General features: G+C 74.1%; 15 protein-coding genes. 5 read left to right on the top strand and 10 right to left on the bottom strand.

The window, feature by feature from the left end:
• Positions 1 to 56 precede the first annotated feature (56 nt).
• On the bottom strand, positions 57 to 173 hold the full coding sequence (locus GA0070624_RS23640; protein ID WP_245718947.1) for an ATP-binding protein: 117 nt from the start codon (positions 171 to 173) through the stop codon (positions 57 to 59).
• 161 nt (positions 174 to 334) lie between these two features.
• Between GA0070624_RS23640 and GA0070624_RS23635 the strand changes: the two genes are divergently transcribed.
• Entirely contained in the window at positions 335 to 982 is a 648-nt protein-coding gene (locus tag GA0070624_RS23635; RefSeq protein WP_091344710.1) for a DedA family protein, read from the top strand.
• 272 nt (positions 983 to 1,254) lie between these two features.
• On the opposite strand, the gene GA0070624_RS23625 is transcribed toward GA0070624_RS23635, so the two are convergent.
• The gene (locus tag GA0070624_RS23625; protein ID WP_091344708.1) at positions 1,255 to 1,863 is read right to left on the bottom strand and encodes a glycine zipper family protein; all 609 of its coding nucleotides are present in this window, start codon (positions 1,861 to 1,863) and stop codon (positions 1,255 to 1,257) included.
• Between the two features lie 66 nt (positions 1,864 to 1,929).
• Between GA0070624_RS23625 and GA0070624_RS34235 the strand changes: the two genes are divergently transcribed.
• Positions 1,930 to 2,157, top strand: coding sequence for a hypothetical protein (locus GA0070624_RS34235; protein WP_141715144.1), 228 nt, complete (start codon positions 1,930 to 1,932; stop codon positions 2,155 to 2,157).
• Between the two features lie 90 nt (positions 2,158 to 2,247).
• The gene (locus GA0070624_RS23620; protein ID WP_091344705.1) at positions 2,248 to 3,492 is read left to right on the top strand and encodes an FUSC family protein; all 1,245 of its coding nucleotides are present in this window, start codon (positions 2,248 to 2,250) and stop codon (positions 3,490 to 3,492) included.
• Here the strand turns inward: GA0070624_RS23620 and GA0070624_RS23615 are convergent.
• Complete coding sequence (locus GA0070624_RS23615) at positions 3,428 to 4,123, bottom strand: alpha/beta hydrolase (protein ID WP_091344704.1); 696 nt, start codon at positions 4,121 to 4,123, stop codon at positions 3,428 to 3,430. The two genes, GA0070624_RS23620 and GA0070624_RS23615, sit on opposite strands and share 65 nt — an antisense overlap.
• A gap of 215 nt (positions 4,124 to 4,338) precedes the next feature.
• Between GA0070624_RS23615 and GA0070624_RS23610 the strand changes: the two genes are divergently transcribed.
• The gene (locus GA0070624_RS23610) at positions 4,339 to 5,556 is read left to right on the top strand and encodes an MFS transporter (protein ID WP_245718946.1); all 1,218 of its coding nucleotides are present in this window, start codon (positions 4,339 to 4,341) and stop codon (positions 5,554 to 5,556) included.
• 196 nt (positions 5,557 to 5,752) lie between these two features.
• Positions 5,753 to 6,091: a hypothetical protein gene (locus GA0070624_RS23605; protein WP_091344702.1), complete on the top strand. Its 339-nt coding sequence runs from the start codon at positions 5,753 to 5,755 to the stop codon at positions 6,089 to 6,091.
• Positions 6,092 to 6,239: 148 nt separating this feature from the next.
• On the opposite strand, the gene crcB is transcribed toward GA0070624_RS23605, so the two are convergent.
• From crcB to GA0070624_RS23570, 7 genes are all read right to left on the bottom strand, one after another.
• A complete protein-coding gene (gene crcB / locus GA0070624_RS23600) occupies positions 6,240 to 6,602 on the bottom strand; it encodes a fluoride efflux transporter CrcB (protein WP_091344699.1) in 363 nt (120 codons plus the stop codon).
• Positions 6,599 to 7,078, bottom strand: a complete 480-nt coding sequence (locus tag GA0070624_RS23595) for a FluC/FEX family fluoride channel (RefSeq protein WP_091344697.1) — start codon at positions 7,076 to 7,078, stop codon at positions 6,599 to 6,601. Before GA0070624_RS23595 ends, crcB begins: the two co-directional genes overlap by 4 nt.
• Positions 7,079 to 7,300: 222 nt before the next feature.
• Positions 7,301 to 8,953: an FAD-dependent monooxygenase gene (locus GA0070624_RS23590; RefSeq protein ID WP_091344695.1), complete on the bottom strand. Its 1,653-nt coding sequence runs from the start codon at positions 8,951 to 8,953 to the stop codon at positions 7,301 to 7,303.
• Positions 8,950 to 9,918 (bottom strand): MBL fold metallo-hydrolase, encoded by a 969-nt coding sequence (locus tag GA0070624_RS23585; protein ID WP_218105267.1) that lies wholly within the window; start codon positions 9,916 to 9,918, stop codon positions 8,950 to 8,952. Before GA0070624_RS23585 ends, GA0070624_RS23590 begins: the two co-directional genes overlap by 4 nt.
• 25 nt (positions 9,919 to 9,943) lie before the next feature.
• A complete protein-coding gene (locus GA0070624_RS23580; protein ID WP_091349629.1) occupies positions 9,944 to 10,675 on the bottom strand; it encodes an ABC transporter ATP-binding protein in 732 nt (243 codons plus the stop codon).
• The gene (locus tag GA0070624_RS23575; protein WP_091344693.1) at positions 10,675 to 12,615 is read right to left on the bottom strand and encodes a branched-chain amino acid ABC transporter ATP-binding protein/permease; all 1,941 of its coding nucleotides are present in this window, start codon (positions 12,613 to 12,615) and stop codon (positions 10,675 to 10,677) included. The genes GA0070624_RS23580 and GA0070624_RS23575 overlap by 1 nt, the downstream gene beginning before the upstream one ends.
• Positions 12,615 to 13,484 carry a branched-chain amino acid ABC transporter permease gene (locus GA0070624_RS23570; protein ID WP_091344691.1) on the bottom strand — a complete coding sequence of 290 codons (870 nt, stop codon included), beginning with the start codon at positions 13,482 to 13,484 and terminating at the stop codon, positions 12,615 to 12,617. The genes GA0070624_RS23575 and GA0070624_RS23570 overlap by 1 nt, the downstream gene beginning before the upstream one ends.
• Positions 13,485 to 13,489: the final 5 nt, after the last annotated feature.

Genomic DNA, 13,489 nt, shown 5'->3' with positions numbered 1-13,489 from the left:
GCGACTTCGCGCACGCCGGACGGCGACCGAATGGATGATGGGCCCGGACGGGCGCGTCAGGCGCCGCCAGAGACCCGCTTGACCAGGTGGACCGTCGTGCCCTCGGGCGTGCCGTCGATGGTCGCCTCGTCCAGCAGCCGCGCCATGATCAGCCGTCCCCGGCCGCGGTCCACGCCCTCGGCAGCGGCCTCCCGCCAGCCGCGGACCCAGCGCAGTGGCCGCCCAGTCCGTGACCGCAGCGCCGCACCTGTCCGGTCCGTACCCGGAAAGAGATCGCTGGCGGCGTGGGCCGTACGCCAGGCGGACCGGGCCGGTCGCGGGCGACAATCGGCCGATGGACCAGCTGCTGAACCTGCTGGCGGCGCTGCCGCCCGCCCTGGTCCTGGCCCTGGTCTTCCTGCTCCCGGCGCTGGAGGCGTCGACCTTCCTCGGCCTGCTCGTACCCGGGGAGGTCGCCGTGCTGGTCGGCGGGGTGCTCGCGCACGAGGGGCGGCTGCCGCTCTGGGCGGTGGTGGTCGCGGCGGTGACCGGGGCCGCGCTCGGCGACCAGATCGGCTACCTGGTCGGGCGCCGCTACGGCCGGCGGCTGCTGGCCCGGACCCCGCGCCGGTTCGTCCGCTCCGGCGAGCTGTGGCGGGCGCTCGACCTGATTCGACGGCGGGGTGCCATGGCGGTGGTGCTCGGCCGGTGGGCGGCCGCCCTGCGGGCCCTCGTGCCCGGGCTGGCCGGCATGAGCGCGATACCTCAGCGCACCTTCACCCTGGCGAACGTCACCGGCGGCGCCCTCTGGGCGGTGACCGTGGCCGTGCTCGGCTACCTGGCCGGGGCGTCGTACCGGCTGCTGGAGCGGCGGCTCGGCCTGGGCGGGGAGGTGGTGCTCGCCCTGGTGGTGGTCCTGGTGCTGGTGCGGGTCTGGCGGGGTCGGGTGGCCGCGCGCCGAGGCCGGATCGCCCCGGACGTTCGGGGTATGGGTCGCCGCTAACGATGGGCATCAACGTTCGAGCGCCGCCCGTGGGTATGCCGAGAGTTTGGAGCTGCCCGCACGGACGGGGCAACTATGGCTGGGGCTGGGGCTGGGGCTGGGGCTGGGGCTGGGGCTGAAGCCGGAGCTGAAGCTGGATTTAGCGGCGCTGGGGGCAGCGGGCCAGCGCGGCACCGGCTGGGCGTACAGACGGGGCAGCTCGAAAGGCACCTGCGGATGGGACAGCCGGGAGGTGCGATGAGCGCGGTGCCGGCGGCTCGGCCCGCTCGGCCTCACCGCGGCGGCCTCCCCTGGATCCGGTACGCGATGGCCTCGTGCCACACGTGCGGGTAGACGCCGATCTCGAAATAGCGGGTGAACCGGTTGATCGGGGCGTTGGCGTGATCGTGGTAGAGCAGCCAGACCGGGGCGATGGTGAAGAGCACGTAGTTCGCCAGCACCAGCGGGATGTAGAGCGGGCCGAGCAGCCGGGCCTGGAGGATGTGCACATCCTCGTGGCGCTGGATCCGTGGGCTGGAGCCGGCGCAGACCGTGCCGATGGTGGTGGCGTACCTCGGGGAGACGCCCTCGACGACGTTGACCCGGCCGCTGTGCGGCGAGACCACCCGGTCGATCTGGTGCCGCACGACCAGGTGCAGGGCCAGGTAGACCGCGCCCACCACGGTGTTGAGCAAGCTCCACGTGTGGTCGACGACGAAGAGCAGGACGCCGCGGATGTCCGGGGCGTACGTCCGGGCGGAGCCGATCGCCCAGCCGAAGGGCGCGCCGACGAGCAGTCCGAGCAGCGCGCCGGTCACCAGGCCGACGATGCCGCCGGCCCACTGGCCCAGGAGGGCGCCCAGAGCGATGTGAACGATGACGCTGAGGATTCCGAAGCCCATGGGTTCACCTCTTCCGACCCACGAGTGGATGGGACGGGCACGCTGGCTTGTCCAACAGTGTGTGTGATGGCGTCAGCTCCCGCAGCGGGCGATCAGTCACAACGTTTCCGTCGCCCGGGGGAGCCCGGCCGGGCCGCGGCGGGGCCGGACGTGGTGATCGGCGAGGGTGCCGCGATCGTCCTCGTCCCCGCCGACGAGTTGCTCGACGGCCGGCCCTACACCCCGGGCACCGCCAGGCTCTTGACCCGCTTCCTGGCCTCCCCGGAGTACACCCGCCTGGCCGCCGCCGGCTGACCGGGGCCAGCCGGGGCGACCCGGACCACTGCTGTCCGGCGCGGAACGGCGCACCATGGGTGGGTCGGTCCGACGGCGGAAGAGGTGGCGATGGCGCGGTGGAGCTGGTTCCGGCCACTCCGGCTCGGCGTGTCTGACGCCACGGCGCGACCCGGAGTAGTCGTTTGGGAGGCCGCCGGGCGGCTGAAGCGCGGCTGGCTGCCCGTGGTCGAGGCGACGCTGGCGGCGGTCATCGCCTGGGTGCTGGCCGCCCGACTGGTCGGCCACCCGGAGCCGTTCTTCGCCCCGGCCGCCGCGCTGATCGTCCTCGGCCAGGCTCGGGGCCAGCGGATGCGCCGGGCCGTCGAGGTGGTGCTCGGCGTGGCGGCCGGCGTGCTCGTCGCCGACCTGGTCGTCCAGGCGCTCGGGCCGCGTACCACCTGGACCGTCTTCACCGTCATCCTGCTGACCGTCGCCCTGGCCGTGGCGATCGGCGCCAGCTCGGTCACCGTGGTGCAGGCCGCCGTCTCCGCGCTCTACCTGGTGGTGGTCGCGCCGCCGACCGAGTCGCTGGTTCCGTTCCGGTTCGTCGACGCGCTGATCGGGGGCGCGGTAGCGGTCGCGGCGAGCCAGCTGATCGACGCCCGGCGGCCGCTCGCCCCGCTGATCGACGAGTTCCGGCGCACCTTCGAGGAGCTGGCCGAGGTGCTCGACGAGATCGCCGCGGCGCTCGACCGCGGCGACGAGGACGCGGCGCTGGCCGCGCTGGAGCGGGCCCGGCACGCGGACGCCGGCGTGGATCGCCTGCGAAGTGCGGTGCTCGCCGCCGGCGAGGCGCTCCGGCTCAACCTGCACCGGCGTCGGCACATCGGGCGGCTGCGTTCGGTGGAGGGCTCAATCCGGCAGATCGACTACGCGGTGCGTAACGTGCGGGTGCTCGCCCGGGCCGCGGTCACCCTCACCCGGGGGTCGGCCCCGGTGCCACCCGACCTCGGCGTCGCCGTCCGCACCCTGGCCGAGGCGGTCCGGTCCGCCGGGAACGCGCTCGCCGCCGACCTGAGCGGGCAGGACGGCAGCGCGGACCGGCACGCCGAGCGGGCCGACATCGCGGCGCTGGAGGCGGTCCGGGTCGCCGGGCAGCTCTTCACCCCGGGGCAGACGCTGCCGCTGGCCATGATCATCGGACAGGTGCGGGCCACCGCGATCGACCTGCTCCGCGGCGTGGGCGTGGACGACGACGCCACCGTGCTGGGCCGGGTGGACGCGGCGGTCACCGCGCCGACGAACGGCGTCAGCCGGTCAGCCACTCCACCGCCCGCTGCCGGATCTCCGCCGGCACCTCGTGGCCGCCGGTGAACTCCGCGTACTCCACCGCGTAGCCCAGCGAGTGCAGCCGGGGGACCAGCCGCCGGCTGCACATGTCCACCGGCAGCACCCGGTCGTCGGTGCCGTGCGAGACGAAGGCGCGCGGCCGGCCGTGGGTGACCAGCGGCGCGGCGAAGCCGGGGGAGAAGGCCAGCACCGCGTCGAACAGATCGCCGTTGGTCAGGCCCAGGGACAGGGCGTACGACGCCCCGTCGGAGAAGCCGCCGACCACCACGCCGTCCACGGGGTACGCCCCGAAGATCGTATCCAGCAGCTCGTCGATCCGGCCCACGTCGGGGCCGAACCCCTCCACGATCAGGTCCCAACTGCTCGCCGTCGCCTGCGGGGCGAGCAGCAGCAGCCGGTGCGCGTCGGCGAGCGGGAGCAGCAGGTCGAGCCCCTGCCGAGCCGATCCGCCGGCCCCGTGCAGAAGCAGCACCAGCCGGTACGGTCCGTCGCCTTCGGCCGGGGCGTACGCCAGCGCCAGCGGCTCGCCGTCCGGCGCGGTGAACCGCGCCAGGCCGGTGGCGCCCTGGACCACCGGCGGGGCCGGCCGGGCTCTCAACCGCCCGTGCCGCGGGTTCTCCTCGGGCTGCCGGTGCGGCGGCGCGGGCTCGGTCACCTGGGTCGCCCCTTCCCGTCGGCGAAATCCCCGGGCGGTTACCCCGCTCTCCGCCGGTCAACCGTCCGCCCGTTCCGGCGCCCTCCCGCGGTGACCCGCGGCCCTCCAGCACGGGTTGATCGTCGTCGGTAAGGGGCGGAACCCGCTTGTGGTGGTAGCACTCTCCGGTGTGTGATCGTCGGCGAGGCAGTTCCCGGGGAGAGGGAGAGAACGCTGTGCAGAGCACCGCCGACGCACCGACCGCCGAGCCGCGGCTGGTACCGCGTCCGGTCCTGGCCGCCCGGACCGGCGTGGCGGTCGTGTTCGCCCTCAACGGGCTCGCGGTGGCCTCCTGGTTCTCCCGGGTGCCCGCGGTACGCGAGGCCCTCGGCCTGAGCGCCGGGCGGCTGGGACTGCTGCTGCTCGCCATGTCCGTCGGCGCGCTGCTGGCGATGCCAACCGCCGGGCTGGTCACCCAGCGCCTCGGCCCGGCCCGGACGGTGGCGACGTCGACGCTGCTGGTCGCGGTGGGCATGACGATCGTCGGGCTCTCCGCCGGGCTCGCCGGCTCGGTCGTCGGCGTCGCCGTCGGGCTGTTCGCCCTCGGCTACGGCTCCGGCACCTGCGACGTCGCGATGAACATCGAGGGGGCGGCCGTCGAGCGCCGACTGGGCCGGACCATCATGCCCCGGTTCCACGCGGCGTGGAGCCTCGGCTCGGTGGCCGGTGCCGGGATCGGCGCCGGGGCGGCCCGGGTGGGCGTACCGGTCGCCGTGCACCTGACCGTGCTGGCGGCCGTGGTGCTGGTCGGCACCCTGCTCGGCGCCCGGTCCTTCCTCCCGGCCCCCCGGGAGACGGACGGCCGGGCCGAGCCGGCGGCCCGGCGTCGCGCGCAGCTGGCCGCCTGGCGGGAGCCGCGCACCCTGCTCATCGGCCTGCTGGTGCTGGTGATGGCGTTCACCGAGGGCAGCGCGAACGACTGGGTGGCGGTCGCCTTCATCGACGGGTACGGCGTCAGCGAGGCGGTGGGCGCCGCCGTGTTCGGCGTCTTCGTGGTCGGCATGACGCTGGGGCGCACCGTCGGCACGATCGCTATCGACCGTTGGGGGCGGGTGCCGGTCCTGCTCGGCACCATCGGCCTGGCCGCCGCGGGCGCCGCGTGCGCGGTGCTGGCCGGCTCCGGGCCGGTGGCGATCGTCGGCGTCGCGTTCTGGGGCCTCGGCGCGTCGCTCGGCTTCCCGGTCGGGATGAGCGCCGCCGCGGACGACGAGGACCGGGCGCCGGCGCGGGTGAGCGTGGTCGCGGTGATCGGCTACACCGCGTTCCTCGCCGGGCCGCCGCTGCTCGGCCTGCTCGGCGACCACGTCGGTACGCTGCGCGCCCTGCTCGTCGTGCCGGTCCTGCTGCTGCCCACCCTCGCCCTGGTCCCGGCCCTGCGCCCACCGGCCCGCTGACTTCCGTCGTCCCGCGCGGCCATGATCGACTCCGCTTCCCGCACATCGGGGTGATCTTGCCGGCCGGTTACCGCGATGTCCGGGATATGGAGCGGCTCAATCCTGCCGGGGGCCAGCGGGCTGTCATCTGCCTTGCAGCGGATTGTCAGGAATCGGTGCTGCACTGGGAGGGACGCCGAGGAGAGGAGGCGGGCAGATGGGCTGGTTCACCCGACGGCCGCGGGCCGGCGACGGGACGACCCCGACCAAGCTCGACCGGGAGGCGACGAGGGACGACCTCGCCGCGCTGGAGGCGTTCGTGTCCAGCCGCCGGGGCGTGGAGTTCTATCTGGAGCCGGAGACCACTGCCACCGACACCACGGTGGTCGCGATCGCGCACGACGGCGAGTGGATCCGCCGCCGCACCGGCTCGCCGCGGGCCGCGGCGAAGATCGCCCAGCGGCACGGCATTCCCCTGTACGAGGCCGCCCGCACCGGCTACCCGGAGCGGATGCGGGCCTGGAACCGGGCCCACCCCGAGCGCCGCGCCCGCTGACCGGCGCCGACCTCGTCGATCGTACCGACGGCGTCGATGACCGCGGCTCCTCACGGGTCGGTGGGTCAAGGTCGACGGTGATGCTAGATCGTCGGTCGTCCCTGAGGCGTCCCTGCGTCGACGGAGGGGGCTGGCCGGCGGGGTGGGATCAGCCGGCCAGGGCGCGGGTGACGGCGTAGCCGAGCGAGGCCGCACCCAGCCCCGCGACCACGCTGGCCAGCGTGTTGGCCAGGGCGTGGAAGCGGGCGCCCTCCCGGGTCAGCCGCAGCGTCTCGTAGCTGAGCGTGGACCAGGTGGTGAGGGCGCCACAGAAGCCGGTGCCGACCAGCGCGGTCACCTCCGGGTCGGCCGGGACGGCGGCGACCGCGCCGAGCAGCAGCGAACCCAGCACGTTGACGGTGAGCGTCCCCCACGGGAAGGTCGAGTCGTGCCGGGCCTGCACCGCCCGGTCGGTCAGGTAGCGCAGCGGCGCGCCGAGCGCCGCCCCGATCGTGATCAGCAGGACCGTCACCGGGCCTCCCGCCCGGTCCGAGCCAGCAGCCGGGCTGCGGCGGCGTCCCCGGCCCAGACCGCGAGCAGCGCGCCGACCACGGTCGCCGCCAGGTACGCCAGGGCCGTACCGGCCGCCCCGACAGCCACCGCCCGCTGGGTGTCCACCGCGTACGCGGAGAAGGTGGTGAAGCCGCCGAGCAGCCCGACGCCCAGAAACGGCCGCACCAAGGGGCCGGTGGGGCGCGCCCCGATCACCGCCATCAGCGCCCCGATCAGCAGACTCCCCGTCACGTTGATGCCGAACGTGGCCCAGGGAAAACCGGTCGGGTGGTGCGGGAAGGCGGCCTGGATGCCGGCCCGGGCCAGCGCGCCGAGCACGCCGCCGGCGGCGATGGCGCCGAGCACCGCCGCCGGGTGAGCGGTCAGCTCACCCCGGTCGGCCGGTAGGTGCAGGTCGACGTCGGGGTCGACGCGGAACTCGGGCGGTCGTGACACGGTGCCTCCCCACCAGTACGGGCATCACTGGCAGGGACCGTTGGCGACGGTGTCGCGGTTCTCCCGGCGTGGCCCGGGACGGCGGGCCCCACCGCCGGTCTCCGGCCGAGCATAACCCGCCTCCCGGTCCCGCCCGGCCAGCCCCCGCGCGTCCGGGCGAACGGGATCGCGGGCGGCCGACCCCCGAGCCCGGCGCCCGCGATCCCGAAACCTCCGCCCTCGCTAACCGGCGCGCGCCTCCTCGCCGGCGCGCGGCGGCACGACCGCCTGCCGTGGCAGGGTGAGCCCGAGCGCGCGGCGTACCGCGGCGGACACCGCCATGTCGTCGGACCGGACGACGGCGGCGAGATGCCCGTCCGGCCTGATCACCATCGCCTCCCCGGCCCGCGCCTCCAGCGCCCCGGCGAGCAGGCCGGTCGGGTCGATCTCCGGTATCGCCAGTACCCGCACCGGTGCCGGGCGCGCCGCGTCCACCAGGGCATCGAGCAGGTCGGTCGCCTCGCTGGTGAGCACCAGAACCCCGTCGCGGACGAGTTGGCGCAGCCGGGTCACCCCGGGCTCGTCGGGAACGGTCACCGGCGCGTCGGGCACCAGCACCCCGGGTACGACCGGCGGCGCCTCTCCGCGAGGTGGGCGGCCGGGGAAGGTCCGGTCCGCGTGCGGGGTGGTCAGGGGGGAGTCGACGTACCAGTACGGCTCCGCCAGCCGCCCGGAATCGACCTGGCCGCGGGCCGCCGGGTCGGTGAGCGCCCGGTCCAGGACGTCCCGCCGGCGCTGCCGCGCCGGCTCGTCGTGGGGGACCAGGAAGTCCATCGTGGCGCTGGTCACGGCGAGATTCTCCGCCGCGGCCGCGCTCCGTTCCGCCTCGTACGTCGGCAGCAGCGCCGGGGGCGCCCAGCCACGCAGGACGAAGGCGATCTTCCAGGCGGCGTTCTCGGCGTCCTGCACGCCGGAATTCAACCCCCGCGCGCCGAACGGCGCCACCAGGTGGGCGCAGTCACCGGCGAGCAGCACCCGCCCGACCCGCATCCGGTCGACCAGCCGGGAATGGAACCGGTAGACCGACGACCACACCACCTCGTACGGCCGGTCGCCGATCACCTGGCGGATCCGCCGGTCGAGCGCGCCGCTGTCCCGTTCCCGGTCCAGGTCGAAGTCCGCCGGCACCTGCCAGTCGATTCGGTACGTCGAGTCGGGGCACGGGTGGATGAGCACCTGGCGGCCCGGGTTCCACGCCGGGTCGAAGTAGAACCGCCGCTCGTTCGCCCACTCACCGAGGTCGGCGCGGATGTCGCAGATCAGGAACTGGTCGTCGAAGGACCGGCCGCCGAAGGTCACCCCCAGCGTCCGGCGGACCGCGTCCCCCCGGGCACCGGCGCAGGCGAGGACGTACGGGGCCCGCACCCGCCGCTCACCCTCGCCGGTACGGCAGGTCACCGTCACGCCGTCCGCGTCCTGGCTGATCCCGGTGACCTCGTGCCCCCAGCGCACCTCGATCGTCCGGGTCGCGGCGATCCGCTGGTCGAGGACCTGCTCGGTGTGGGACTGCGAGACGTTGACGAAGGGTGGGAACGGCGACCGGCCACGGTCGGCGAAGGTCAGGCAGAACAGTTCCGCGTCCCGGTAGTACGTGCGGGCCCGTTCCCAGGTGACGCCCGGGTCGGCGATCAACCGGCCGGCACCCACCGCCTCCCACACGTCCAGCACGTCGCGCTGCTGGCAGATCGCCTTGGATCCGACAGCGTCCCGCTCCGGACGCGCGTCGAGCACGGTCACCGGTACGCCCCACCGGGCCAGCAGCAGGGCGGCCGTCTGGCCGACCGGCCCCGCGCCGATCACGACGACCGGGTCCGGTCCCGCCTCCGGACTGCTCATCCCTGCAGCTCGTTCCACACCTCACGGTCCCGCTCGGCCGTCCAGATACGCGGCCAGTCGACACCGTCGAGTTCGTCCCACAGCCGCTGCACGTTGAACGGCAGGCAGTGTTCGAAGATCGGCCACCTGCCGTACCGGGGAGCGAGAGTGGCGTGGGTGCTCTCGAAGGCGTCCTTGAGGGAGCCGCCGGCCGCGTGCACCTCGCCGACCTTCTCCCGCATCACCAGCAGGAAGTCCCGGGTCTGGTCGATGGCGGCGTCGACCGCCGCCCGTCCGTTGGCCACCGCGCCCCGACCGCCGACCAGGGCCTCCGCCCCGAACTCGCGGACCCGGTCCAGCGTGCCGGTGGACCAGTCGGCGTGGAAGGCGTCCCCGGTGTAGAGCGCCGCCTGCGCCTCGACCAGGTCGCCGGCGAAGAGCACCCGCTGCCGGGGCAGCCACAGCACGATGTCGCCGGCGGTGTGGCCCCGGCCGCAGTACTGCAGCACCACCTCGCCCCGGCCGCCGCCGAGGTCGATGGTCAGCCGGTCGGTGAAGGTGACATCCGGCCAGGTCAGCCCGGGGACCGTCTCCTCACCGGTGAACAGTCGCGGCATCCGGCCCCGCTCGGACTCCCAGTCCTGCCGGCCGCGTTCGGCGATGAGCCGCCGGGTCTGGTCGTGGGCGATGATCACGTCGGCGTCGAACGCGGACGCGCCGAGCACCCGCACCGCGTGGTAGTGCGAGAGCAACAGATACTTGACGGGCTTGTCGGTGTGCTCACGCAGCCTGTCCAGCCAGCGGCGGGCCATCACCGGCGTGGCCCGGGCCTCGAACGCCACGACGAAGTCCTCGCCCTCGATCGCGCCGACGTTCGGGTCGCCCTCGGCGGTGAGGGCGTACACGCCGTCGGCGATCACCTCGAGGGTCTCGGTCTTCTCCTGCACATCCGCCGACGAGGCGAACGGCTTGGCCACGGATGTCACGGCCTCTCCTTTCTGTCGGGCGACGTCAGGACGTCGCGGTCGAGTAGTTCCCACCGAGATACGCGCTGCGGACCCGGTCGTCGTCGGCGAGCACGGCGGGGGAGCCGGTCGCCACGACCCGTCCCCGGTCCATGACGACCACCTCGTCGGCGACCCGGAACGCGGCCCGGGCGTTCTGCTCCACCAGCACGATGGCGAGCTCGTGCTCGGCCTTCAGCCGGGCCAGCGCGGCGAAGATCTCCCCGACCAGCCGGGGCGCCAGGCCCAGGCTCGGCTCGTCGAGGACGAGCACCTTCGGTCCGGCCATCAGGCCGCGTCCGATCGCCACCATCTGCTGCTCGCCGCCGCTGAGCGTGCCGGCCGGCTGGTCGAGCCGGGTGGCGAGCCGCGGAAACAGCTCCAGCACCTGGGCCCGGCGGGCGGCCACCGCCGTCCCGTCGCGGCGCCGGGTCCAGCCGCCCAGCGCGAGATTGTCCGACACCGTCAGCGACGGGAAGACCAGCCGGTTCTCGGGTACGTGGGCCAGCCCGGCCGCCGCGATCGCCTCGGCGCTCAGCCCGGTGAGCTCCCGCCCGGCCAGCGTGATCCGCCCGGCCGAGGGCCGCAGCAGCCCGGAGAGCGCCCGCAGCAGGGTGCTCTTGCCCGCGCCGTTGGCCCCGATGACGGCGAGCAGTTGACCGTCGGCGACGGCGAGGTCGATCTCGTGCAGGACCTGGAGCTTGTCGTACCCCGCGCTCAGCCCGGAGACGTCCAGCATCACGCACCGTCCTTCCTGGCCGGTTCGCCGTCGGCGCCGGGCGCCGACGCGACGACTTCCTCCTGATCGTCGCCCACCCCGAGGTAGGCGGCCAGCACCGCCGGGTCCTGCCGCACCTCGTCCGGGGTCCCGAGGGCGATCAGGTGCCCGTCGTCGAGCACCGCGACCCGGTCGGCGAGGGCCAGCACCGCCTCCACGTCGTGCTCCACCAGCACGATCGCCATGCCACCGGCGCGCAGCCGGCGCAGCAGCCGGACCAGGTCGTGGCGCTCCGCGCCGGAGAGGCCGGCCATCGGCTCGTCGAGCAGCAGCAGATCGGGTTCGAGGGCGAGAGCTCGGGCGATCTCCAGTTGCCGCTGCCGGCCGAACGGCAGGTCCGCCGCCGGCCGGTCGGCGTCCGCCGCGAGGCCGGTGAGGGCCAGCAGTTCGTCGACGGATCGCTGGATCTGGCGTTCCTCGGCACGGGCCGGCAAGGACAGCGCCCCGCGCAGCATGCCCGCGCCGCTGCGCAGGTGGCGACCGACCGACACGTTGCCGCGCACCGTGGTGGAGCGGAAGATCTGCAGGTTCTGGAAGGTCCGCGTCGCCCTGGCCCGGGCGAAGACGTGTGGCTTCCGACCGTCGATGCGGGTGTCGCCCAGTCGCACCGAGCCCGCCGACGGCGTCAGGACGCCGCTGATCATGTTGAAGCAGGTGGTCTTCCCGGCTCCGTTCGGGCCGATCAGGGCGAAGATCTCGCCGGCCCGTACGTCGAAGGACACCGCGTTCACGGCGGTCACGCCGCCGAAGCGGCGGGTCAGGTCGCGGACCTGCAGCAGCGGTGCCCCCGCCGCGGGCCGGCCCTCCCGGGCGAGCAGGGGCGCCGCGTCCACCTCGACGTCGGTGCCGACCGCGGCCGGTTCGTCGCTGGCCGGCGCCGGACGTTGGAGGCGGGCGAGCAGCCGCCGCCACACCTCGTGGATGCCGCCCGGTACGAACAGGATGACCGCGGTGAGCACCACGCCGAACCCGACCAGCTGCACCTCTCCCTCGGCGCCGGGGACCAGGGTGGGGATGAGGCTGCGCAGCCCCTCGTCGAGCAGTTCGACCGCGAACGCGCCGATGATGGCGCCCCACACGCTGCCCAGGCCGCCGAGCACGGACATCAGCAGGAACTCCACCGAGAGCGGGAAGTTCGCCGCGTTCGGGTTGACCACCCCGATCCAGTGCACGTACGCGACGCCGGCCAGTCCGGCGAAGCCGGCGGAGAGCACGAAGACCTGCAGCCGCAGGCGGAACGTGTCGACGCCCAGGCACTCGGCGGCGACCTCGGAGTCGTTGACCGCGCCGAGGGCGCGGCCGATCCGCCCGGCGACGATGTTCCGGGCCAGCAGCAACGCCAGGAAGACCACCGGGGCGAGCAGCCAGAAGTACTCGGCGGGGCTGTCGTAGCGGCGCCCGCCGAAGGTCGGCTTGTAGACCCCGTAGATGCCGGAGGTGGCGCCGAGGAACTCGGACTCGGTGGCGGCGACGGTGACGATGATGCCCAGGCCCAGCGTGGCCAGCGCCAGGTAGTGCCCACGCAGCCGCAGCAGCGGCAGGCCCACCAGCAGCGCCGCGAGCATGGCCAGGCCGACCGCGATGATCGCGGCGACCACCATGGGTACCTGGTACCTGGTGACCAGGACCGCCTGCCCGTACGCGCTGATGGCGAAGAACGCGGCCTGGCCGAGGCTGACCTGCCCGGCCAGCCCCATCAGCAGGGTCAGGCCGATCGCGGCGAGCCCGTAGATCAGCGCGTACACCCCGACGTTGACCACCGACTCGGAGGCCAGCAGCGGGAATGCCGCCAGCAGCAGCGCCAGGACGACGAAGCCGGCCGGTTCCCCGCGGCCGAAGCCCCGGGAGCGGGTCCGGGTGGTCGGGGTTCCGCCGCGGGGCTGCGGAATGCGTACCGTCATCACACCCTCGCCACGGCGCGCTGCCCGAGGATGCCGCCTGGGCGCACCACCAGGACGACGATCAGGACGATGAAGGCGACCGCGTCGCGCAGCCCGGAGTCGACGTAGCCGGCGACGAGCGACTCGAGGATCCCGAGCAGGAGGGCACCGCCGATCGCACCCCGGATCGAGGTCAGACCGCCGAGCGTGGCGGCGACGAAGCCCTTGAGCCCGAGCGTGAGGCCGGAGTCCCAGGCGCTGAAGTAGACGGGACTGGCCAGCACTCCGGCGATCGAGGCGAGCAGCCCGGCGATGCCGAAGGAGACCAGCGACGCCCGGGAGATCGAAATGCCCACGAGCCTCGCGGCCGTGGCCTGCTCGGCACACGCCCGCAACGCCTTGCCGGCGAGGGTCCGCTCGTAGAACCAGCTCACGGCGACCGCGACGAGCGCGGTGACGCCGAGGATCCACAGGTACTGGGCGCGCACCGCGACGCCGAAGACGGTGAAGTCGCTGCCGGGGAAGGGGGTGAGACCCTTCGCCTCCGGCCCCCAGATCAGCAGCATGGCGGCCTTGAGCGCGGTGGAGACGCCCAGCGTCAGAATGATCGACAGCAGGGTGGTCATGCGCTTGACCGGGGCGATCACGAGTCGCTGCATCAGCGCGGCCACGATCACGACGGTGACGACGGCCAGCACGATGGCGGCGGGCAGCGGCATACCGCTGCCCGCCGCGCTGATCGCGACCAGCCCCGCCAGTGCCACGAGTTCGCCCTGGGCCAGGTTGATGACTTCGCTGACCGTGTAGATCGCGACGAAGCCCATCGCGATCAGGGCGTAGACGGCGCCGATGGAGACGCCGGCCAGGAGGAGTTGGAGTAGATCGCTCATCGTCG

It is taken from the genome of Micromonospora rhizosphaerae (genome assembly GCF_900091465.1).
GTDB classification, from domain to species: domain Bacteria; phylum Actinomycetota; class Actinomycetes; order Mycobacteriales; family Micromonosporaceae; genus Micromonospora; species Micromonospora rhizosphaerae.
This window is presented reverse-complemented; position numbering and strand designations above follow the sequence as displayed.